General features: G+C 70.2%; 19 protein-coding genes. 12 read left to right on the top strand and 7 right to left on the bottom strand.

Features of this window, described 5'->3' with window-relative positions; translation table 11 throughout:
* Window positions 1-3 precede the first annotated feature (3 nt).
* Entirely contained in the window at window positions 4-1,002 is a 999-nt protein-coding gene (locus ACIQAC_RS27190; RefSeq protein ID WP_402195164.1) for an anion permease, read from the top strand.
* 450 nt (window positions 1,003-1,452) lie between these two features.
* Here the strand turns inward: ACIQAC_RS27190 and pstB are convergent, their stop codons facing one another.
* The 4 genes from pstB to pstS form a co-directional block, all read right to left on the bottom strand.
* Window positions 1,453-2,229, bottom strand: coding sequence for a phosphate ABC transporter ATP-binding protein PstB (gene pstB / locus ACIQAC_RS27185; protein ID WP_402195162.1), 777 nt, complete (start codon window positions 2,227-2,229; stop codon window positions 1,453-1,455).
* A gap of 44 nt (window positions 2,230-2,273) precedes the next feature.
* Window positions 2,274-3,329 (bottom strand): phosphate ABC transporter permease PstA, encoded by a 1,056-nt coding sequence (pstA, locus tag ACIQAC_RS27180; RefSeq protein WP_402195159.1) that lies wholly within the window; start codon window positions 3,327-3,329, stop codon window positions 2,274-2,276.
* A complete protein-coding gene (gene pstC / locus ACIQAC_RS27175; protein WP_402195157.1) occupies window positions 3,326-4,333 on the bottom strand; it encodes a phosphate ABC transporter permease subunit PstC in 1,008 nt (335 codons plus the stop codon). The genes pstA and pstC overlap by 4 nt, the downstream gene beginning before the upstream one ends.
* 127 nt (window positions 4,334-4,460) lie before the next feature.
* A complete protein-coding gene (pstS, locus tag ACIQAC_RS27170) occupies window positions 4,461-5,588 on the bottom strand; it encodes a phosphate ABC transporter substrate-binding protein PstS (RefSeq protein WP_402195155.1) in 1,128 nt (375 codons plus the stop codon).
* A 552-nt stretch (window positions 5,589-6,140) separates the two neighbouring features.
* Between pstS and ACIQAC_RS27165 the strand changes: the two genes are divergently transcribed.
* Window positions 6,141-7,709: an FAD-binding oxidoreductase gene (locus ACIQAC_RS27165; protein ID WP_402195152.1), complete on the top strand. Its 1,569-nt coding sequence runs from the start codon at window positions 6,141-6,143 to the stop codon at window positions 7,707-7,709.
* Window positions 7,710-7,852: 143 nt separating this feature from the next.
* On the opposite strand, the gene ACIQAC_RS27160 is transcribed toward ACIQAC_RS27165, so the two are convergent.
* Entirely contained in the window at window positions 7,853-8,560 is a 708-nt protein-coding gene (locus tag ACIQAC_RS27160; protein ID WP_402195149.1) for a phosphatase PAP2 family protein, read from the bottom strand.
* Between the two features lie 255 nt (window positions 8,561-8,815).
* On the bottom strand, window positions 8,816-9,763 hold the full coding sequence (locus ACIQAC_RS27155; protein WP_402195688.1) for an NlpC/P60 family protein: 948 nt from the start codon (window positions 9,761-9,763) through the stop codon (window positions 8,816-8,818).
* Between the two features lie 660 nt (window positions 9,764-10,423).
* Between ACIQAC_RS27155 and ACIQAC_RS27150 the strand changes: the two genes are divergently transcribed.
* The 6 genes from ACIQAC_RS27150 to ACIQAC_RS27125 all read left to right on the top strand — a co-directional run bounded on the left by ACIQAC_RS27150 (window position 10,424) and on the right by ACIQAC_RS27125 (window position 17,687).
* Window positions 10,424-10,732 (top strand): hypothetical protein, encoded by a 309-nt coding sequence (locus ACIQAC_RS27150; RefSeq protein ID WP_151483054.1) that lies wholly within the window; start codon window positions 10,424-10,426, stop codon window positions 10,730-10,732.
* A 253-nt stretch (window positions 10,733-10,985) separates the two neighbouring features.
* A complete protein-coding gene (locus ACIQAC_RS27145) occupies window positions 10,986-11,834 on the top strand; it encodes a hypothetical protein (protein ID WP_402195146.1) in 849 nt (282 codons plus the stop codon).
* Entirely contained in the window at window positions 11,824-13,140 is a 1,317-nt protein-coding gene (locus ACIQAC_RS27140) for a hypothetical protein (protein ID WP_402195143.1), read from the top strand. Before ACIQAC_RS27145 ends, ACIQAC_RS27140 begins: the two co-directional genes overlap by 11 nt.
* A gap of 23 nt (window positions 13,141-13,163) precedes the next feature.
* Window positions 13,164-14,702, top strand: a complete 1,539-nt coding sequence (locus ACIQAC_RS27135; RefSeq protein WP_402195686.1) for an SCO6880 family protein — start codon at window positions 13,164-13,166, stop codon at window positions 14,700-14,702.
* 9 nt (window positions 14,703-14,711) lie between these two features.
* Window positions 14,712-16,121: an ATP-binding protein gene (locus ACIQAC_RS27130; protein ID WP_402195141.1), complete on the top strand. Its 1,410-nt coding sequence runs from the start codon at window positions 14,712-14,714 to the stop codon at window positions 16,119-16,121.
* A gap of 9 nt (window positions 16,122-16,130) precedes the next feature.
* On the top strand, window positions 16,131-17,687 hold the full coding sequence (locus ACIQAC_RS27125) for a type VI secretion protein (RefSeq protein WP_402195139.1): 1,557 nt from the start codon (window positions 16,131-16,133) through the stop codon (window positions 17,685-17,687).
* A 52-nt stretch (window positions 17,688-17,739) separates the two neighbouring features.
* Here the strand turns inward: ACIQAC_RS27125 and ACIQAC_RS27120 are convergent, their stop codons facing one another.
* On the bottom strand, window positions 17,740-18,303 hold the full coding sequence (locus ACIQAC_RS27120) for a GNAT family N-acetyltransferase (RefSeq protein WP_402195137.1): 564 nt from the start codon (window positions 18,301-18,303) through the stop codon (window positions 17,740-17,742).
* Between the two features lie 95 nt (window positions 18,304-18,398).
* On the opposite strand from ACIQAC_RS27120, the gene ACIQAC_RS27115 reads away from it, so the two are divergent.
* Genes ACIQAC_RS27115 through ACIQAC_RS27100 form a run of 4 tightly spaced genes read left to right on the top strand, consistent with a single transcriptional unit; the run spans window position 18,399 to window position 22,055 of the window.
* A complete protein-coding gene (locus ACIQAC_RS27115) occupies window positions 18,399-19,334 on the top strand; it encodes an ABC transporter ATP-binding protein (RefSeq protein ID WP_402195135.1) in 936 nt (311 codons plus the stop codon).
* A complete protein-coding gene (locus ACIQAC_RS27110; protein ID WP_402195134.1) occupies window positions 19,331-20,119 on the top strand; it encodes an ABC transporter permease in 789 nt (262 codons plus the stop codon). The genes ACIQAC_RS27115 and ACIQAC_RS27110 overlap by 4 nt, the downstream gene beginning before the upstream one ends.
* A 17-nt stretch (window positions 20,120-20,136) precedes the next feature.
* Window positions 20,137-21,390 carry a histidine kinase gene (locus ACIQAC_RS27105; RefSeq protein ID WP_402195684.1) on the top strand — a complete coding sequence of 418 codons (1,254 nt, stop codon included), beginning with the start codon at window positions 20,137-20,139 and terminating at the stop codon, window positions 21,388-21,390.
* Window positions 21,387-22,055 (top strand): response regulator, encoded by a 669-nt coding sequence (locus tag ACIQAC_RS27100; RefSeq protein ID WP_402195131.1) that lies wholly within the window; start codon window positions 21,387-21,389, stop codon window positions 22,053-22,055. Before ACIQAC_RS27105 ends, ACIQAC_RS27100 begins: the two co-directional genes overlap by 4 nt.
* The last annotated feature ends 92 nt before the right edge of the window (window positions 22,056-22,147 follow it).

Raw genomic sequence — 22,147 nt, 5'->3', positions numbered from 1 at the left:
GCCATGGACACTCTTGCCCTGGTCGTGACCATCCTGGTCGCGCTGTTCTTCACCTATACCAACGGCTTCCACGACTCGGCGAACGCCATCGCCACCTCCGTGTCGACCCGGGCCCTGACGCCCAGGGCCGCGCTGCTGATGGCCGCGGTCATGAACCTGGCCGGCGCGTTCCTCGGCAGCGGTGTCGCCAAGACCGTCTCCGAGGGGCTGATCGAGACCCCCGAGGGCTCGAAGGGGATGGGCATCCTCTTCGCCGCGCTGCTCGGCGCGATCACCTGGAACCTCATCACCTGGTACTTCGGCCTGCCCTCGTCCTCCTCGCACGCCCTGTTCGGCGGCCTGGTGGGCGCCGCGCTCGCGGGCGGTACGGGGGTGTACTGGCACGGTGTCTTCGACAAGGTCATCATCCCGATGTTCGTGTCGCCGCTGGTCGGACTGGGCGTCGGCTATCTCGTGATGACCGCGATCATGTGGATGTTCCGCCGGTCCAACCCGCACAAGGCCAAGCGCGGCTTCCGTATCGCGCAGACCGTGTCGGCCGCCGGTATGGCCCTCGGCCACGGCCTCCAGGACGCCCAGAAGACGATGGGCATCGTGGTGATGGCCCTGGTCATCGCCGACGTGGAGGACTACGGCGACCCGATCCCGGTCTGGGTGAAGATCGTCTGCGCGATGATGCTGTCGCTGGGCACGTACGCCGGTGGCTGGCGGATCATGCGGACGCTGGGCCGCAAGATCATCGAACTGGACCCCCCACAGGGATTCGCCGCGGAGACGACCGGCGCGGCGATCATGTTCACCACGGCGTTCCTCTTCAAGGCCCCGATCTCCACGACCCACGTCATCACGTCGGCGATCATGGGCGTCGGAGCGACGAAGCGGGTGAACGCGGTGCGCTGGGGCGTCGCCAAGAACATCGTCCTCGGCTGGTTCATCACGATGCCGGCGGCCGGGCTGGTGGCAGCCGGCGCCTACGGAATCGTCTACCTGGCATTCCTGTAACCCCGGCAAACATTTCCCCGCGGGCCCGTCGTGGCTGGTCGCGCAGTTCCCCGCGCCCCTAAAAAAACCTCCGGTGAACGCCGCCGTCTTGGGGGCGCGGGGAACTGCGCGAGCAACCACAACGCACCCGCACCCGCCACACAACCGGCGCCCCGCGAGGCGATAGGGGCGCGGGGAACTGCGCGAGCAACCACAACGCACCCGCACCCGCCACACACCCGACGCCCCCGCGAGGCGATAGGGGCGCGGGGAACTGCGCAACCAGCCACGAAGCACCCGCACCCGGAAACGCACCGCCGCCGCAGGCACCCCGCACCCGCAAACGCACCGCCGCCGCAGGCACCGCGCGTCCGGGATGCGAAACGGGCCCGCCCCCCAAAGGGGGCGGGCCCTCTTCTGCCTCGCGGTGGCACCGCCATGCAGCACCGCGAGGGGTCCCAACGGCCGGCCTCAGCCAAACCGACCGGAGATGTAGTCCTCCGTAGCCTGCACAGACGGATTGGAGAAGATCCGCTCCGTGTCATCGATCTCGATCAGCTTCCCCGGCTGCCCCACGGCAGCGAGGTTGAAGAACGCCGTACGGTCGGAGACCCGCGCAGCCTGCTGCATGTTGTGCGTCACGATGACGATCGTGAACCGCTCCTTGAGCTCACCGATGAGGTCCTCGATCGCGAGCGTGGAGATCGGGTCGAGCGCCGAGCACGGCTCGTCCATGAGCAGCACGTTCGGCTCGACGGCGATCGCCCGCGCGATGCACAGCCGCTGCTGCTGACCACCGGAGAGCCCGGAACCCGGCTTGTTCAGACGGTCCTTGACCTCGTTCCAGAGGTTCGCGCCCTTGAGCGACTTCTCCACGATGTCGTCCAGCTGGGACTTCTTGTACGAACCGTTCAGCTTCAGGCCGGCCGCGACGTTGTCGTACACCGACATCGTCGGGAACGGGTTCGGCCGCTGGAAGACCATGCCGACCTCACGCCGTACGGCCACGGGGTCGACCCCGGCGCCGTACAGGTTCTCCTCGTCGAGCATGACCTTGCCGTCGACCCGGCCGCCCGGCGTCACCTCGTGCATCCGGTTGAGCGTGCGCAGGAACGTGGACTTGCCGCAGCCGGACGGGCCGATGAAGGCCGTCACGGAACGGGGCTCGACGGTCATCGAGATGTCCTCGATGGCCAGGAACGAGCCGTAGTAGGCGCTGAGGCCGCTGACATCAATGCGCTTGGCCATGGAAATCACTGCTTCTTTCGGAAATCGGTCGCTTCATGGCCGCGTCAGCGACCGGTCTTCGGGGCCTTCCAGCGGGCGATGCCGCGGGCCAACAGGTTCAGGATCATCACGAACGCGATCAGCGTCAGCGACGCTGCCCACGCACGGTCGTACGCCGCCTCGGACTGGCTCTGCTGATACTGCTGGTAGATGTACAGCGGCAGCGAGGCCTGCGCACCCTCGAAGGGGTTGGCGTTGATGAAGGGGTTGCCGAACACCAGCAGCAGCACCGGCGCGGTCTCACCCGCGATACGGGCGACCGACAGCATGACGCCGGTGGTGATACCGCCGATGGCGGTCGGCAGGACCACCTTCAGGATGGTGCGCCACTTCGGGATGCCCAGCGCCAGGGAGGCCTCGCGCAGCTCGTTGGGTACGAGCTTGAGCATCTCCTCCGTGGAGCGGACGACCACGGGCATCATCAGGATGGCCAGGGCGAGCGAGCCGGCGAAACCGAACGGCTGCATGTCGAAGATCAGCATGATGCTGAGGATGAACAGACCGGCGACGATCGACGGGATGCCCGTCATGACGTCGACGAAGAAGGTGACGGCCTTGGCGAGCTTGCCGCGTCCGTACTCCACCAGGTAGATCGCGGTGAAGATACCGATCGGAGCGCCCATGGCCGTGGCCAGGCCGACCTGCTCCAGGGAGCCGAGGATGGCGGCGTAGGCGCCACCGCCGACCTCGGAGTCGGCGACCACACCCATGGAGTGGGTCAGGAAGTAGATGTCGAGGACCTTCACACCGCGCTCGACGGTCTCCCAGACCAGGGAGGCCAGCGGTACGACGGCGAGCAGGAAGGCGACCCAGACCAGCGCGGTGGCGATCCGGTCCTTGGCCTGCCGCTTGCCCTCGACCCTGGCAGCGACGCCGAAGGTGATGACGAGGAACAGGATCGCGGCGATCAGGCCCCACTGGACCCGGCTGTCGAGGCCGGCGCCCAGGCCGATGGCCACGGCGAGCACGATCGAGCCGCCGGCCACCGCGTACGGCGTCCACTTGGGCAGGGTCGCGCCGCGCAGGGTGTGCGGCTTCTGGTCGATGACGGCGTTGCTCATGCGTTGGCCCCCGAGTACTCACTGCGGCGGGCGATGATCGCGCGGGCCGCGCCGTTGACCAGCAGCGTGATGACGAAGAGGACCAGACCCGAGGCGATGAGCGCGTCCCGCCCGAACTCCGAGGCCTCACTGAACTTGCTGGCGATGTTCTGGGCGAAGGTGCCGCCGCCCGGGTCGAGCAGGCTGGCCTCGATGGTGAAGCTCGGGGACAGCACGGTCGCCACGGCCATCGTCTCGCCGAGCGCGCGGCCGAGGCCGAGCATCGACGCGGAGATCACACCGGAGCGGCCGAAGGGCAGCACCGCCATGCGGATGACCTCCCAGCGTGTGGCGCCGAGCGCCAGGGCCGCCTCCTCGTGCATCTGCGGGACCTGCCGGAAGACCTCACGGCTCACGTTGGTGATGATCGGCAGGATCATGATCGCGAGCAGAATGCCGACGGTGAGCATCGAGCGCGGGGCGCCGCCCGACCACTCGAAGATGCCGGTCCAGCCGAAGTAGGTGTCGAGCCAACCGAACAGCCCCGCCATGTGCGGCACCAGGACCAGGGCGCCCCAGAGGCCGTACACGATGGACGGCACGGCGGCGAGCAGGTCGATCACGTAGCCGATCGGCCCGCGCAGCCGGCGCGGCGCGTAGTGCGTGAGGAACAGCGCGATGGAGACGGCGATCGGGACCGCGATGACCATGGCGATGATCGACGACACGACCGTGCCGAAGGCCAGGACCGCGATGCCGAAGACCGGCGGCTGGAGGTTGGTGTTCCACTCGAAGGTGGTGAGGAAGTTGCCCTCGTCCTTGCTGATCGCGACGGCCGCGCGCCAGGTGAGGAAGACCGCGATGGCGGCCATGACGGCGAGCAGCAGGATGCCCGACCCGCGGGTGAGACCGAGGAAGACACGGTCTCCGGGCCGGGTCGCGCCGCGGGCGGCGCGCTTCTGCTCGGGGTCGGAAGGCTGTGGTGCGGGGGGAGGTGCGTCAGTGTTCTTCGTCGTTATGTCCATCGGAGTCTCCGGTCTGCGGAACCGCGCTTCGCGCGGCTCGGAGGAGCCGCGTACGAGGAGCGGCTCCGGGCGGCGGTGCACCGGACGGTGCGGCCCGGCCCCGGACGGGGACCGGACCGCACTCGGGTCAGCTCAGCTCGGAGATGGTGGTCCGGACCTTGGCGATGATGTCGGCCGGCATCGGGGCGTAGTCGTTGTCCGCCAGCAGCTGCTGGCCGTCCTCGCTCGCGATGTAGGTGAGGAACGCCTTCGTGGCGGGCAGCGTCTCGGACTTGTTGCCCTTGTCGCAGACGATCTCGTACGTGACCAGGGTGATCGGGTAGGCGCCGTCGGCCTTGGTCGCGTAGTTCAGCTCCAGGGCCAGGTCCTTGCCCGTGCCGACGACCTTGGCGTCGGCGACGGCCTTGGTGGCACTCTCGACGGAGGCCTGGACCGGCTCGGCCGCACCCGTGTCGACGGCGACGACGGACAGGTCCTTCGCGTACGAGAGCTCCATGTAGCCGATGGCGCCGGAGTTCTGCTTGACCTGCTGGGCCATGCCCGCGGAACCGGTGGCCGCCTGGCCGCCCTTGGCCTGCCAGGCCTTGCCGCCCTCGTACTTCCAGTTGTCCGGGGTGGTGGCGATCAGGTACTTGGTGAAGTTGTCCGTGGTGCCGGAGTCCTCGGCACGGTGGAACGCCTGGATCTTCAGGTCGGGAAGCTTCGCGTCGGGGTTGAGCTTCGCGATGGCCTCGTCGTTCCAGTTGGTGATCTTGTCGTCGAAGATCTGGGCGAGGGTCGGCGCGTCCAGGACGAGGTTGTCGACACCCGGGACGTTGTAGCCGAGGGCGATCGGTCCGCCGACCATCGGGAGGTCGACGCCCTGGCCGCCGGAGCAGACCTGCTTCGACGCCTCGATCTCCTCGGGCTCCAGCGCGGAGTCGGAGCCGGCGAAGGCGACGGTGCCCTGGGTGAACGCGGTCACACCGGCGCCGGAGCCGCCGCCCTTGTAGTTGATCTGCACGCCGTTGCAGGCCTGGGTGAACTGCTTGACCCAGGCGTCGATGGCGTTCTTCTGCGCGGAGGAGCCGTCGGCGAGGATCTGGCCGCTGGCGTCGTCACACGCGATGTCACTGGCCGCACCGGTCGACGAGGCGCTGCTGTCGCTGCCGCTGGTGCCGGTGTCGTCCGAGCCGCACGCCGTGAGGGCCAGGGCGCCGGAGACGGCGAGAGCACCGAGGGTGAGGGCCCGCCGGTTCATGCGCTGAAGCTTCACTTTCGGAATGTCCTTCCAGGAGCCGCCGTCCTGAATCCGGCGGCGTGCGAAGTCTTGGTGACGCGGACATGCTTTCGAGCACGCGTCGCATCGGTAGGGCCGAAATTAGGCAGATCAGGTGAAGCCGCCTATGGCCGAAAGTGAACGAGGCGTGAACCCCTCGGGACTTTGTGGTTAGGTCACGGAATGCTCACGGGGAGAGCACGTGACGGTCCCGGCATCGAACCGGTCACGCGGGGCCGCCACGAGCCGGACAAAACGGAATCCCCGCTTCCCTTCCGGCCCTCCGCCGCCCCCTTGCCAACCAGCGTCGCGAGCTCAACCATGAGGGACAAACAGGACTTTCCGGGCTGACGCTACACCAATGCACCCGGCCCCGCGGCCCCTCGGGGCACTCCGCGCAACGCCCCTCCCGCCCCGGGAACCCCGAATGCCGCGGCACCGTCTCGTTCCACAGGAAGCGTCGCTTTCGCTCGCCGGAATCGGCGCGTTTTCGACGTACGGCAAGCGACGTCCCGCTCAGGGGAACGGCGCCGACGCGAGGGGCACCACATGGAGCGGCGTACGTTCATCGGCGGCGCTGCCGCACTCATCACAGCGGCGGCGACATCCTGCACCACCGGCAGCGGACCGGCGGACGCCACGGCGTCCGGCACCGGGCCCGCCGCGTCCTCCGGCACCGGCACGGCGGTGCGCACCGCCGCCGCCACGGCCGCCGCGAACTGGGCCGGCCTCGCCCGCGATCTCGACGGCCCGCTGATCCGCCCGGGTGACGCCTCCTGGGCGGCGGCCCGGCAGCTCTACAACACCCGCTTCGACACCCTCAAGCCGGCGGCCGTCGCCTACGTCGCCCACCCCGACGACATCCGTACGGCGGTGACGTACGCCCGCGCCCACGACCTCAAGGTCGCCATCCGCAACGGCGGCCACTCCTACGCGGGCTGGTCCTCCGGCAACGGACGGCTGATCGTCGACGTCTCCAAGCTGAACCGGGTGCGCGCGAGCGGCAACGAGGCCGTCGTCGGCGCGGGCGCCAAGCTGATCGACGTCTACCGCACCCTGGCCGCGCGCGGAGTGACCATCCCGGCCGGCTCCTGCCCGACCGTCGGCGTCTCCGGGCTCACCCTCGGCGGCGGCCACGGGGTCGTCTCCCGCGCCTACGGACTGACCTGCGACAGCCTCACCCAGGCCACGCTGATCACCGCCGACGGCAAGCAGCTGGTGGCGAACGCCCGCGAGAACAAGGACCTCTTCTGGGCCCTGCGCGGCGCGGGCAACGGCAACTTCGGCGTGGTGACCGAGCTGCGCTTCCGCACCCACCCCGCGCCCCAGGCCGTCTCCGCCTACCTCTCCTGGCCCTGGTCGCGCGCCGCCGCCGTCATCAGGGCCTGGCAGGAGTGGGGCCCGTCCCAGCCGGACGAGATCTGGTCGTCGCTGCACCTCGCCAACGCCGAGGGCGGCACCCCCACGATCTCCGTCGCCGCGTTCTCCCTCGGCACGTACGGCGAACTCCAGAACGCCGTCGACCGTCTCGCCGACCGCGTGGGCGCCTCCGCGAGCAACGTCTCGCTGCGCCGCCGGGGCTACGAGGACGCGATGGAGGTGTACGCGGGCTGCTCGTCGTTCACCAAGGACGCGCAGTGCCACCTTCCGGGCCCGACCCCGGGCCGTTCACCGCAGGGCGCGCTGGGCCGCGAGACGTACGCCGCCCGCTCCGACTTCTTCGACCGCTCCCTGTCCGCCGCCGGCATCCAGACCCTGATGTCCCAGATGCGCGCGGTACGCGGCGGCGCGGGCAGCATCGCCTTCACGGCACTCGGCGGCGCGATCAACCGCGTCTCCCCCACGGCGACCGCCTTCGTCCACCGCCGCTCGCGGATGCTGGCCCAGTACATCGTCTCCTGGCGCGCCGGCACGACGGGCACCACGGCCCAGTCCTGGCTGACCAAGGCCCACAAGTCCATGGCCCCGCACGCCTCGGGCGCCGCCTACCAGAACTACACGGACCCCACCCTCCCCAACTGGCGCAAGGCCTACTACGGAGAAGCAGCCCCGAAACTGGCCCAACTGAAGAAGCAGTACGACCCACAAAAGTTCTTCACATACCCCCAGTCCCTGTAAGAGAGGAAACCTCTCCAACCCAGGCACGGGGAACCTCTCCAACCCAGAAACACCCACCCACCTAGGGGCGCGGGGAACTGCGCGACAAGCCACAACGCACCCGCACCGACACTCGCACCGGCACCGGCACCCGCCCCCGCCCCCTAGGCCGCAAGATCCCTCTCACGCCCCCCGGCAGACTCCTCCGCACAGTCCCCGGCCACCACACCCCCAACCCCCCGGGGCCGGCGCCACACAACCCCCCCGATCCCAGGCGAAGCCGCAACCGCGCGTACGACCGGCGTCAACAACGCCGACGCAACCGGCGACAACAGCAGAGCAACAGCCGTGCCGAGCGCGAATCCCCCCACCACGTCCGTCGGATAGTGCACGCCCATGTACACCCGGCAGAACCCCTCGACCAGCGCCACAGCGATCCCGGCAAGCCCCAGCCGCCGATGGGCGACGAACAACCCCACGCCCAGAGCCATCGCGATCGTCGCGTGATCGCTCACGAACGAGAAGTCGGTCTTGCCGGACACCAGGACGTCGAGCCCCTGATGGTCGAGGAAGGGCCGCCGCCGCTCCACGAACCCCCGTATCGGCACATTGACCAGCACGGCGACACCCGCCGCGAGCGGCGCCCAGATCAGCGCGGCGACGGACGACGCCGCCTCCTCCGCACTGGGCGACCGGCGCCGCACCGACCACCAGCCCCCGAGCACCAGCAGGACCAGCGCGAGCAGCAGCCCGTACTCACCGACGTACGCCACCGTCCGGTCGAGCCACTGCGGGGCGTCCTTGGCCAGGCCATTGATGTCGTAGAGCAGCTCGACGTCGGGGTTCGACCCGGATAGCGCGAGTCCAGCCATGTTCAGCGGCCCCTTCGTCGTCCTCTTTCCGGCGCGCGTGGGTACGCGCCGTGTTGCCACCCCCGTGGTCTGTAGATCCGCTTGGTGGGACCGGTCCTGTCACACGTCCGCTCGACTACGTGAACAGAAACGCACGGCCCTTCTCAGTACGTTCCACACTCCACCGAAAGATCACTCAGACGTTATCGAAGAGAGACTCATCATCGCAGCTCAGGGGGCAGGTTCACACTCGGTTCGAACCGTTTTCGACCCGGCTCAGACGTTTGTGGGGAGCGCTTTCGCGCCATCCTCGGTGACCCGGGTCGCACCGAAGTAGTCGGGGGTGTCGACGGGGTCGAACCGGATCACGGCGCCGGGACGCGGGGCGTCGATCATGTACCCGCCACCGACGTAGATACCGACGTGGCGGATGGCCCGGGAATTGGTGAGGTCGTCGGAGAAGAACACGAGGTCGCCGGGGAGCAGTTCGTCCCGCGAGGGATGCGGTCCCGCGTTGTACTGGTCGTTGGCCACCCGGGGCAGGGTGATGCCGACGCTCTCGTAGGCCGCCTTGGTCAGGCCCGAGCAGTCGAACCGCCCGCCCTGGTCCGCCGTACCGTTGCCGCCCCACAGATAGAGCGTGCCGAGCTTCTGCTGGGCGTAGTGGATGGCGCCGGCGGCCTGCTCGGAGGGGTCGACCCGGCCGACGGGCGCGGCGAAGCTCTCCTCCAGCGTGGTGATGATCTGCACGTAGTTCTGGGTCTCCTTGTACGGGGGGACGCCTCCGTACCTGATGACCGCGTACGCGCCCGCGTTGTAGGCGGCGAGCATGTTGTGGGTGGCGTTGCCGGGCACGTCCTTGACGTACGAGGCGAGTTCGCAGTCGTACGTGGCGGCCGAGGGGATCGCGTCCTGCGGGTCCCACACGTCACGGTCGCCGTCACCGTCGCCGTCGATCCCGTGCGTCGCCCAGGTCCCGGGGATGAACTGCGCTATGCCCTGCGCCTGTGCCGGGCTCTTGGCGGTGGGGTTGAAGCCGCTCTCCTGGTAGAGCTGCGCGGCGAGCAGGGCCGGGTTGATCGCGGGGCACAGGTTGCCCCACTTCTGCACCAACGTCTGATAGGCGGCGGGCACCGACCCCTTGGCCAGTGCCTTCGTCCCGCCGCCCACACCGCCCGCGACGTTCCCGGCGATCACGTACACCCCGACGACGAGCAGCATCATGAAGCTCAGCCCGAGCGCGACCGCTATGCCGCCACCGACCCACCATTTCCGCACGTCTCAACCTTCCCCCATCCCGGCCCCGTTCAAGGCCACTTCGCCCATGTGGCCGCCGAGTCGGCCATTTTCCGGCCTGTTCGGCACCCGTCGGGCCCCGCCTCCGCACGGCCCGCGCGGGCCCGTCCGGGCTTCACCTTCGAGAACACGGCGGCCCCCGACCGCCGTACGTCCCCGTCCGCGGCGCGGTCGTCCGACGGCCGCCCGCCGCCGCCGGGGGATCGCTTTCCGGCCTTTTTTGGCGCCGGTCGCCAACACCCGGCACATCGGCGGTCTCCCGCGCCCCCGCGTCACCCGCCGCCGCGCGCGCGGATATAGCCTTCACCCGCAGAACATGGGCGCGACCTCGCCCCCGACGGACCGTCACAAACGGTCCGGGGCACAGAGGGGCTCAACGACGGCACCACACGACAGGTTCCGTTCCCACTTCGTTGCCCGGCGTGACCTGCCGTGATACACAGAGTGACCATAAGTGGTTTTCGTACGAAACCCGCCAGCCGATGACGCCAAGTCGACATACTCGGGCGCCATCGTCGGCGAGAATGAGGCCTGACCTCTGCACACCGCAGGGGACTGCGGAACTACCCAACAGGGGCGGTGACTTACATGCTCTTTGCGGCCGAAAAGGGAGACATCAACACCATCATCGGCGGGATCGCTCCGGACTGGGGCCCCTTCGGCAGCCTGGGCAACGAGGCGAGGGTGATGATCGAGGTGGTGATGGCGGTCGCCATCCTCCTCTGCCTGGGCATCGCCATCTGGGGCGCGGCCAAGCAGCGCATCGGCGCCACGGCCCTGCGCGACACCTTCAGCGCGGAGCAGGGCAAGGGCCTGATCATCGCCGGCCTCACCGGGGTCTTCATCATCGGCTCCCTCGGCACCCTGTTCACGATCGTGTACGGCATGGCCGTGTAGCCGCGCACCACCAGGCACGTGCCCGCGCGTGACGCACGGTCAGCAGACGCACTGGCGGTCCCCTGTCCCGTCCGGGCACGCCCGGTCCCCCTCCACTCCACCCACCCGTCGTGCCCACCGGCTGAGGTTGCGTTTCCCTGATGTCGAGTCACCACACCGCGCCCGCGCGGGAACCAGCACGGCTACCGTCGTACGGCGACACGTTTTTCCGGTACGGCGGTTACGGCTACGACGTCGAGGGGGCGTACGCGGCATGAGCCTCGGGGACGACCACGGCTACGGCGACTCCGCGCGGGCGGAGAGTTCCGGCGAGTACGGCGGCAGCGGCACCACCCGCACCCGGCTCCCGGACAGCGACTCCTACGGCGGCGCCCGGCGCGGCCGTTCCTCGTCCAGAAGCCTGGTCACGGTCGTCGGTGTCGTGGTGGTGCTGATCGCGGCGATCGCCTTCGCGAACCGCGGCGGCGGCGACTCCGCCGGCTCGGCCGCCGAGAGCCAGGACAGACCGCAGACCTCCACGACCGCCCCGAGCGGCACCCAGCCCGTGCAGACCACGAACAACGGCGTCCCGTCCGGCTTCCCACGGACCGAGCAGGGCGCCCAGTCCGCCGCCGCCAACTACGCGGTGGCGCTCGGCTCGACCCAGATGTTCCACAAGGACGCCCGGCACGCCCTCGTGGACGGCCTGTTCACCGCCGAGGCCGCGGCCCGGCTCAAGGCCCCCATGGACCAGGCCTATTCGGCCGACTTCCTCAAGACCATGGGCCTCGACGCGAACGGCAACCCGCCCACCGGCAACACCTTCGTCTCCCGGGTCGTCCCGGTCGGCACCACGGTCAGCGCGTACACGGACGCCACCACCAAGGTCGCCGTCTGGTACATGGGCATGATCGGCATGTCCGGCGAGCGCTCCACCGACCCCGTGACCTCCACGTGGAAGACCTGGACCTTCGACCTGCGCTGGGCCGACGGCGACTGGAAGATCACCGAGGACACGCAGACGGACGGCCCCGCCCCGGTCCCGGGCGACGACCGGGCCGCGACCTCCGACGAGATCAGCAAGGCCATCGAGGAGTACGGAGGCTTCACGTATGCCCGGTAACGCGCAGCGCGCGCTCAGGCTCGCCGGCATCGTGGCGGCCGTACAGACGTCACTGGTCCTGTTCGCCACCCGGGCGCTGGCCGCGCCCACACCCAGCCCCACGCCGTCCCCGAGCAACAGCGAGTGCGAGCTCATCTCCGGTGAGGCCAAGCGCTACTGCGAGCGCGGCAGCGACGCCGGCACCGGCGGCTCCACCCCCAACAACCTCACCGACACCGCCGACCCCCTGTCCTCCCTCGCCAAGGGCTGCGCCGACGCCGCGTCCTGGACCGTCGAGAAGCTCAGCGAGGCAGTGCAGGACACGGCGAACGTCGACTTCACCAACCCCCAGTTCCTCCAGCAGTACGCCGTGGTGTTCGCCGCGTCCACCGTGCTGACCCTGCTGCTGTGGCTGCTCGCGGTCGCCAAGCGGGCGGTGCGCGGGGTGCCCTTCGCCACCGCCGTCGGCGAGGCCATCGGCTTCCTCTGGCTGACCGTCCTCGCCTCCGCCTTCACCCCGCTGATCCTCTACACCGTGGTCTCCGCGACCGACGGCATCAGCGACGTCCTCGCCCAGGCCACCGGCGACCAGACCGACGTCTTCTTCGGCAACTTCTCCGCGGCCCTGGAGAAGGGCGAGGACATCGGCGGCGGCCCGATCATGCTGATCGTCGTCTCCCTGGTGTCGATCGTCGCGGCCGGTGTGCTCTGGCTGGAACTCGTCATCCGCGCCGCCCTGCTCTACGTCGGCGCCCTGCTCGGCACGGTGGTGTACGCCGGGCTCGTCGACAAGAACCTGTGGGGCCACGTCCGCCGCTGGGCCGGCATCATGATCGCCGTCATCCTGGTGAAGCCGGTCGTGGTGATCGTCCTCGGGCTGGCCGGCGCGCTCTCCGCCGACGACGGCCCCGACGCCTTCTCCGCCGTCGTCTCCGGCCTCGCCATCATCCTGCTGGCCATCTTCGCCTCCGCGATGATCTACCGCTTCGTCCCCGGCTTCGGCGACGAGATCGCCGGCTCCCGCAACAACCGGATCATGCAGGGCGCCGAGGGCAAGGCCGCCGCCGTGATCAGCTCCCCGGCCACCCTCGTCGCGCAGGGCATCAAGACCCACAGCTCCCGCGCCGACAACAACGGCGGCCAGTCCGGCGCCGGCGCCCGCCCGGCCAACCAGGCCGCCGGCGGAGTCGCCGCGCACAGCTCACGTCCCTCCTCCGGGGGCGGTGGAACGGTCCCCTCCGCCGCCCCGGCACCGCGCGCGCCCAGCCCGGTGAACACCCCGCACGCCGGCAACAACCGCAAGAGCACAGGAGGTGAAGGGCGTTGACGGCTGATTCCCACTCGGCTCATCTGTCCCATCCGGTCGCGCCCCGCCGTACCTATCTGATCGGCCGCGCCCGGCCGAACGCGATCGTCGGCCGCAACCGCGAGACCGGCGAGATCGCGCTGATCATCACGGGCGCGTTCCTCGGCATGATGTGCGGACTCCTCGTCCCGGTGCTGTCCCTGCGCATCGTGCTCCTCATGGGCTTCCCGCTGGTCGCCTTCGCGGCGGTCTACGTCCCCTACAAGCGCCGCACGTTCTACAAGTGGTTCGAGATCAACCGCAGCTACAAGCGGACCCTGCGCTCGACCACCGCCTACCGCTCGGGCGTGATGGAGGCCGGCACCCGCATCGACGGACGCGAGGTGGAGATCGGCCCGCCGCCCGGCATCGGCCGGATCACCTGGCTCGCCGCCCCGTTCGGGCCCGACGAGATCGCCGTACTGCTGCACGCCGACCGCAAGACGGTCACCGCCGCCATCGAGATCGAGGGCCCCGGCGTCGGCCTGCGCGACAGCGAGGACCAGGAAGCCCTCGTCGACCGCTTCGGCACCCTGCTCAAACACGTGGCCAACGGCGACGGATTCGTCACCCGCATCCAGATGCTCGCCCGCACCCTGCCGGCCGACCCGGACGCCCACGCCAAGGACGTCTCCGTGCGCGGCGACGAGAAGGCGCTGCCCTGGTTGCAGGAGTCGTACGACCAGCTCCAGTCGATGGTGTCGACCAGCAGCGAGCAGCACCGCGCCTATCTCGTGGCCTGTATGCACTACAACCGTGAACTGGCCGCCGAGGCCCAGGCGATGGCCCGCGCGGCCCGCCCGCACGGCGGGAAGGCCGACCGGGACTCCGGACTCGCGGTCGTCATGGCCCGCGAGCTGACCGACATCTGCTCCCGGCTCCAGGAAGCCGACATCCGCGTACGCCAGCCGCTCGGCCAGGGCCGGCTCGCCTCCCTGGTCCACTCCATGTACGACCCGGACCACCCCATCGACCACATCCAGGCGATGACCAAGCGCAACGCCTGGCCGGCCGAACTCGACGCCATGGACCCGAACTTCCTCCAGGCGAAGACCCGCGAGTCGTCCACCCGCGCCCCCTGGTGCCACGCCACGGCCTGGGTGAAGGAGTGGCCGATGACTCCCGTCGGCGTCAACTTCCTCGCCCCGCTGCTCGTCCACACCCCGGACGTCATCCGCACGGTCGCCGTCACCATGGACCTCGAACCCACCGAGATCGCCATCGAGCGCATGCTGACGGAGAAGACCAACGACGACGCCGAGGCGTCCCGCGCCGCCAAGATGAACCGGACCGTCGACCCCCGCGACATCGCCGCCCACAACCGCCTCGACCAGCGCGGCGAGGACCTCGCGTCCGGCGCGGCCGGCGTCAACCTGGTCGGGTACATCACCGTCTCCTCCCGCTCCCCGGAGGCACTCCAGCGCGACAAGCGGACGATAAGGGCGTCGGCCGGAAAGTCGTATCTGAAGCTGGAGTGGTGCGACCGCGAGCACCACCGGGCCTTTGTGAACACGCTCCCGTTCGCCACCGGCATTCGAAGGTAGGGGCCATACATGCGGGATCCGCTGTCCGTCCTCACCGAGGCCTTCACGTCCTTCCTCTTCGGGAAGATCGAGACCACCCGGCTCCCGGTGCGCACGTCCACGGGCCAGGCCCAGGCGGTCTACCTGCCGACCGCGGCCCCCGGCCTCGGCGACTCCGGCGTGATCATCGGCCGCGAGGTCTACTCCGGCAAGGGCTACATCTACGACCCCTTCCAGCTCTACGGCCAGCAGCTCCCGGCCCCGCACTGGCTGGTCCTCGGCGAGTCCGGCAACGGCAAGTCGGCGCTGGAGAAGACGTACGTACTGCGCCAGCTCCGCTTCCGCGACCGGCAGGTCGTGGTCCTCGACGCCCAGGGCGAGGACGGCGTCGGCGAATGGAACCTCATCGCGCAGGAGCTGGGCATAACGCCGATCCGGCTGGACCCGACGGCCGCCCTGGACCACGGCATCCGGCTCAACCCGCTCGACCCCGCGATCACCACGACCGGTCAGCTGGCCCTGCTGCGGACCATCATCGAGGTGGCGATGGGCCACGGCCTCGACGAACGCTCCGGCTTCGCCCTGAAGGTCGCGCACGCCTACGTCAACGAGACGATCGTCGAACGCCAGCCGGTCCTCACCGACATCGTCGAGCAGCTACGGCACCCCGAGCCGGAGTCGGCCGAGGCGATGAACGTCGACATAGACGACGTACGCGCGTGGGGCCTGGACGTCGCCCTCGTCATCGACCGGCTCGTCGACGGTGACCTGCGGGGCATGTTCGACGGTCCGACGACGGTCGGCATCGACCTGGACGCGCCGCTGATCGTCTTCGACCTGTCCCACATCGACCGCAACTCCATCGCCATGCCGATCCTGATGGCGATCGTCGGCGTGTGGCTGGAGCACACCTGGATCCGCCCCGACCGCAAGAAGCGCATCTTCCTGGTCGAGGAGGCGTGGCACATCATCAACAGCCCGTTCGTGGCGCAGCTGTTCCAGCGGCTGCTGAAGTTCGGGCGCCGCCTCGGTCTGTCCTTCGTGGCGGTGGTCCACCATCTCTCCGACGTGGTGGACGGGGCGGCCGCCAAGGAGGCCGCGGCGATCCTGAAGATGGCGTCGACGCGGACCATCTACGCCCAGAAGGCGGACGAGGCCCGCGCGACCGGCAAGGTCCTCGGGCTGCCCAGATGGGCCGTGGAGATCATCCCGTCACTCACCCCGGGTATCGCCGTCTGGGACGTCAACGGCAATGTCCAGGTGGTCAAACACCTGATCACCGACACCGAACGCCCGCTGGTCTTCACCGACCGCGCGATGACCCAGACCTCCGCCGAACACGCCGACGACGCCCTGCGCGCCGCCGAGCTGGAGGCGGAGGAACGCGCGGCGGCCTTTGTGGAACAACACCTCGGTGACTCCGAGTCGACGGTGGCATAAGGGGGCGGCGTGAGACGGGACGATCACCGTCAGGACGGCCAGGGCGGCGTCCCGGACGGCCTGCTGGTCGGCATACTCGCGTTCCTGCTCGGCATGACCGTGCTGGTGTGGACGGCGACCGGTCTCGCCGGCCTGTTCTCGCACGGCGCGTGGCCCCACGCCGTGACCTACGCCCGCTCCCCGCTGGCCATCCGCGCCCTCGTCGCCCAGCCGCACGACATCGCGGCCGCCTGGCCCGACACCCCGGCCGACCAGCTATCGGGCTACGGCCTGTTCTGGGGCCTACTCATCGGGCAGTTGATGATCCTGGTCGTGCTGACGGTGTTCGTGATGGGCACGCTGGCACGGTGGAAGGCGGTACGGACTCGGGCGCGGGCGGACCGGACGGAACAGGCCTACGAGAAGTGGACCGTGCCGGTCCAGCAAGCCGCACCGATCCAGCCGGCCGTGCCGGTCCAGCAGCCTCTCATGGCACCGCCCGCCCCGCACCCGACCGACAACCCTCACACCCCCAGGGGCGCGGGGAACGGCGCGATTCAGCCCCACCCACCCGCACCCGACCAGCAACCCTCAACACCCCAGGGGCGCGGGGAACTGCGCAAACCACCCACACCAGCCGGCACAGGCACCCGCACCGACGGCGCCGCCGTCCTCTTCGACACCCCCGAACACCGCCACACCACCGCCACCCAGGCAATCCGCGACGCCGAGGGCCCTGCCCTGATCGTCACCTCCAACCCCACCCTCTGGCAGGACACCAAGGACGCCCGCGCCAAACTCGGCCCCGTCCTCCTCTACGACCCCACCCACCGCTGCGACACCCCGGCCCGCCTCCACTGGTCCCCCACAACCGGCTGCGAGGACAAGGCAACGGCACTCGCACGGGCGACAGCCCTGCTCGCCCCGGTCCGCCCGACCGCGAAGATCGACCAGGCGGTGGCCGACACCGCGCAGACCCTCCTGCGCAGCTGCCTGCACGCCGCCGCACTGGACGGCCGTACCGTCCGCCACGTCCACCGCTGGGCCCAGGGCAACCAGATCCAGGACGCCGTACGCACCCTCCGCACCCACCCCAAGGCGGCCGCCGGCGCCGCGGGCGAACTGGAGGCCGCGCTCACCGCGCATCCCGAACGCCGGGACATCGCACAGGAGTTGGTCGGCCGCGCCCTGTCCGCGCTCTTCACGGTCAACGTCCGCGAGGCCTGCACACCCAACCGAGCCGACGCGCTCTCCCTGGATTCCTTCGTGGACGAAGGGGGCACGCTTTATGTGGTCGGTGAATCCATCGAGGACCCCAGGGCGAACCCGGGAGCGATGCCCCTGCTGACGGCCCTCGTCTCCAGCGTGGTCGAGCACGGCCGGCACATGGCCGAACGGTCATCGGCCGGTCGGCTCGACCCACCAATGACCCTGGTCCTCGACGACATCGCCGCGGTGGCCCCCGTACCGGGCCTCCCCGACCTGCTGTCGACCGGCGCGGACCTCGGCCTGCCGACCCTGGCCCTCATCCGCTCCCGGGAGCAAGCCAGGTCACGCTGGCCGAACACCGAACTCCCGGTGGGCTGACCGCAGTCGTCGGCGCAGAGGTCCACCGCGCCGCTGGCCCGCTCGGGGCCGCTCAGGGCCGCTCCAGCACGTACTCCAGTTCCGTCTCCCCCGCGCTCCCCGGCAGCGGCACCGTCACCCCGCTCGGGGTGAACCCGGTCCGCCGGTAGAACGCCCGCGCCCGCCCGTTGTCCTCGTGCACGATGAGCCGCGCCCGCGCCACTCCCTGCCGCCACGCCCACTGGAGTCCCTCGTCGAAGAGCAGTTCGGTCAGCCCGCAGCCGCGGTGCTCGGGCCGCATGAACACCGCGACGACATGCCCCTGCCGCCGCTCGACCGGAAACCCGGCCCAGTCCTTCGTGCCGGCCTCCTCGATCAGTACGGTCAGCGTGCCCACCCACTGTCCGTCCGGCCCCTCCGCGATGATCTGCTGCGACTGCGAGGCGCCCTCCGCGGACCGCTCCGCCCGCTCCCTCCAGAACGACTCGGGGTGCGCGAGTGCCTGCTCGTAGGTCTCCAGATACGCCAGGTGCGCGACCGGGTCCCGCAGCGCGGCCAGCCGCAGCTCCCTCGCCGCCGGCCACTCGTCGGCACGGATCGACCGGACCACGTACCGCTCTTCGATGTCGGTGCTCATACGGGCCACGGTAGTACCCGGGTACTACGCCCCTCACCTGGAATACTGCCCGCGGTCCGACGCGACGCCCACCCCCCGCGGCCGACGATCGACCCATGATTACGGCAGAGCACCTGACCAAGCGCTACGGCGGCAGGACCGCCGTCGACGACCTGTCCTTCACCGTCCGGCCGGGCACCGTCACCGGCTTCCTCGGCCCCAACGGCGCCGGCAAGTCCACGACCATGCGCATGCTCGTCGGTCTGGACACCCCGACCCGCGGCGGCGCGACCATCGCGGGCCGCCCCTACGCCGCCCACCCCGCGCCCCTCACCGAGGTCGGCGCGCTCCTGGAGGCCCGCTCGGTCCACCCCGGCCGCACCGCCCACCACCACCTCATGGCGCTGGCCCTCACCCACGGCATCCCACGCGCCCGCGTCACCCACCTCCTCGAACTGACCGGCCTCACCGAGGTCGCCCACCGCCGCGTCAAGGGCTTCTCCCTCGGCATGGGCCAGCGCCTGGGCATCGCCGCCGCGCTGCTCGGCGACCCGGGCGTCCTGATCCTCGACGAACCCGTCAACGGCCTCGACCCCGAGGGCGTCCTGTGGATCCGCACCCTCCTCAAGTCCCTCGCCGCGGAAGGCCGTACGGTCCTCGTCTCCTCCCACCTGATGAGCGAGATGGCGCTGACCGCCGAGCACCTGATCATCATCGGCCGCGGCCGGCTGCTCGCCGACACCACGGTCGAGCAGTTCGTACGGCAGTCGGGAGCCGGTTCCGTCAAGGTCGTCACCCCCGAGGCCGGCACCCTCGTACGACTGCTCTCCGCACCCGGCGTCGAGATCACCACCGGCACCCCTGACACGCCTGACACCCTGCACGTCCACGGCACGGACGCCGGGCACATCGGCCGCACGGCCGCCGCCCACGGCATCCCGCTGCTCGAACTCACCCCGCAGGCCGCCTCCCTGGAGCAGGCCTTCATGGATCTCACACGCGACTCGGTCGAGTTCGCCACGCCCAGGACCCCGGCAGGAGCAGCCGCATGACCACGATCACCGCACCCGCCGCCCACCGCGTCACCCCGGCCCGCGTCCTGCACGCCGAATGGCACAAGCTCCGCACACTCCGCTCGACCTGGGTCAGCCTCGCCCTCACCCTCGCGCTGACCCTCGCCACCGGCCTCGCGATCGCCGGCTCCTTCGAGTCCGGCGGAGGCGACGACGACATCGACCCCGTCCTGCTGGTCCTGCTCGGTATGCAGTTCTCGCAGATCATCGTCGGTGTACTCGGTATCCTCGCCACCGCCGGCGAGCACTCGACCGGCATGATCCGCTCCACCATGACGGCCGTACCGCGCCGGTTGCCCGTCCTGTGGTCCAAGGCGGCGATCATCGCCGCGCTCTCCTTCGTCACCGTCCTGATCACCAACCTCGTCACCTTCACCGCCGCCCAGCCCCTCCTCGACGGCACCGGCAGGTCCGCGTCCCTCGGCGACCCGGGCGTGGCCGGCGCGCTCGTCGGGAACGCCGCCGGCCTCGCCCTCCTCGGTGTCATGGCCCTGGCCATCGGTGCCCTCGTCCGCTCGGTCCCGGCCGCCATCGGCGTCCTGATCGGCGCGGTCATGGTCCTCCCGGAGGTCCTCGGAATGCTCCCGTACGACGTCATCGACGACACCGTCCGCTACTTCCCCGCGAAGGCCCTGGAGACCCTCACCCAGGCCGACCCGGCACCCGGCGGCACCTCGGCGGGCGCGGCCCTGCTCGCCCTGGCCCTGTGGGCGGCGGCGACGCTGGGGGCGGCGGCCCTGTTGCTGAGGCGCCGGGACGTATGAGCCGACGAGCGGCGACCATGGACCCCGTGGCCCAGGACCGGACGACAGAACCCCTCACCCAGTACGTCCACCGCACGATCCAGCGGGTGCGCGCCCTCGACCGGCGCCACCCGCTGGTGTGGGACGCCCACTTCACCGCGTTCTGGGTGACGGCCGCCCTGATCGACTACACCGGAGACGGCTGGCGCAACATCGCCCGCGACCCGCACGCGCCGGGCTGGCTGGTCCTGACGATGAGCCTCGCTCTCACGGTCCCGCTCGTCCGGCGCCGCAGCCACCCCCTCGCGGTCCTGCTGGTCATGGCCCCGGTGGCCCTCGTCAACGCCTGGTCAGGCGCGGTCCTCCAGGCCGCGCTGCTCCAGCTCGTGGTGGTCTTCCAGATCGCCCTGCGGCTGCCGCTGCGCACCCTGTGGTGGGCGGCGGCGGTGACCACGGCCCCGGTCGTCGTGACCGCCGTCCGCCATCCCAGGGGCAGTTGGGACCAGGACGTCGTCCCGCAGCTGATGTCCCTGGCCCTGGTCGCCGCCGTCGGCATCGCGGTGCGCACCCGACGGGACCACACCGAGGCCCTGGAGGACCGCGCCCGGCGCCTGGAGATCGAACGCGACCAGCAGGCCCGTCTCGCCACCGCCGCCGAACGCGCCCGTATCGCCCGGGAGATGCACGACATCATCGGTCACAACCTCTCGGTCATCACCGGCCTCGCCGACGGCGGCCGCTACGCCGCCGCCAAGTCCCCCGAACGCGCCGCCCAGGCCCTCCAGGCCATCGGCACCACCAGCCGCCAGGCCCTGGACGAGCTACGCCGCCTCCTGGACATCCTCGACGAGGACACCGGTACGGCGGCGGAGCCACAACGCTCCCCCCAACCCACCCTCACCGACCTGGAACCCCTCCTCGACGGCGTCCGCAAGGCCGGCCTCCCCATCACCCTCACCACAAAGGGCACCCCCGCGTCCCTCCCGGCAGGCCGCCAGCTCACCGTCTACCGGATCGTCCAGGAGGCCCTCACCAACACCCTCAAACACGCGGGCCCCGGCACCACAGCCCACATCACCCTCGCCTACGAGACCCAGGGCGCCGTCACCCTCACCGTGACCGACACCGGCCGAGGCACACAGAAGCTCCCTTCACACAGCGAGGGCAAGGGCCTCCCCGGCATGCACGAGCGAACATCCCTCTACGGGGGCACACTTGAGGCCGGCCCACGCCCGCACCCGGACCGGGGCTGGCGCATCCATCTGCACCTACCGGAGGAACCCCCGCAGTGACCACCGTCCTCATAGCCGACGACCAGCCGCTGCAACGCCTCGGCTACCGCATGCTGCTGGAGAGCCAGGACGACATGACGGTCCTCGGCGAGGCCGGGAACGGAGCGGAGGCGGTCCGTATGACGGCCGAACTCCACCCCGACGTCGTCCTCATGGACATCCGCATGCCCGGACTCGACGGCATCGAGGCCACCCACCGCGTCACCGCCACCGGCAACCGCACCCGGGTCCTCATCCTCACCACGTTCGACCTCGACGAATACGCCTACGCCGGCCTCCGCGCCGGCGCTTCCGGCTTCCTGGTGAAGGACGCCCAGCCCGAGGAACTCCTGTCCGGCATCCGCGCGGTGGCCACGGGTGACGCGGTGGTCGCCCCGGCCCTGACCCGCCGCCTCCTGGACGCCTACGTCCACTTCCTGCCCACGCCGTCCGAGGGTGGTGCCTCGGACCCCGGCCCGGACCCACGCCTCGCACCCCTGACGGACCGCGAACGCGAAATCCTCACGGTCATCGGCAGGGGCTGGACCAACACGGAGATCGCCACCCGCCTGCACCTGGCCGAGTCGACGGTGAAGACCCACATCAGCCGCATCCTGGCGAAGACGGGTTCCCGGGACCGCATCCAGGCAGTGATCCTGGCGTACGAAACAAAACTGGTCCCCTAAACGCAGAAAACCCCGCATCCGAAGATGCGGGGTTTCCTCAATAATTGTTCGGCGGCGTCCTACTCTCCCACAGGGTCCCCCCTGCAGTACCA

It is taken from the genome of Streptomyces sp. NPDC088387, assembly GCF_044753385.1.
Taxonomy (GTDB): Bacteria; Actinomycetota; Actinomycetes; order Streptomycetales; family Streptomycetaceae; genus Streptomyces.
This window is presented reverse-complemented; position numbering and strand designations above follow the sequence as displayed.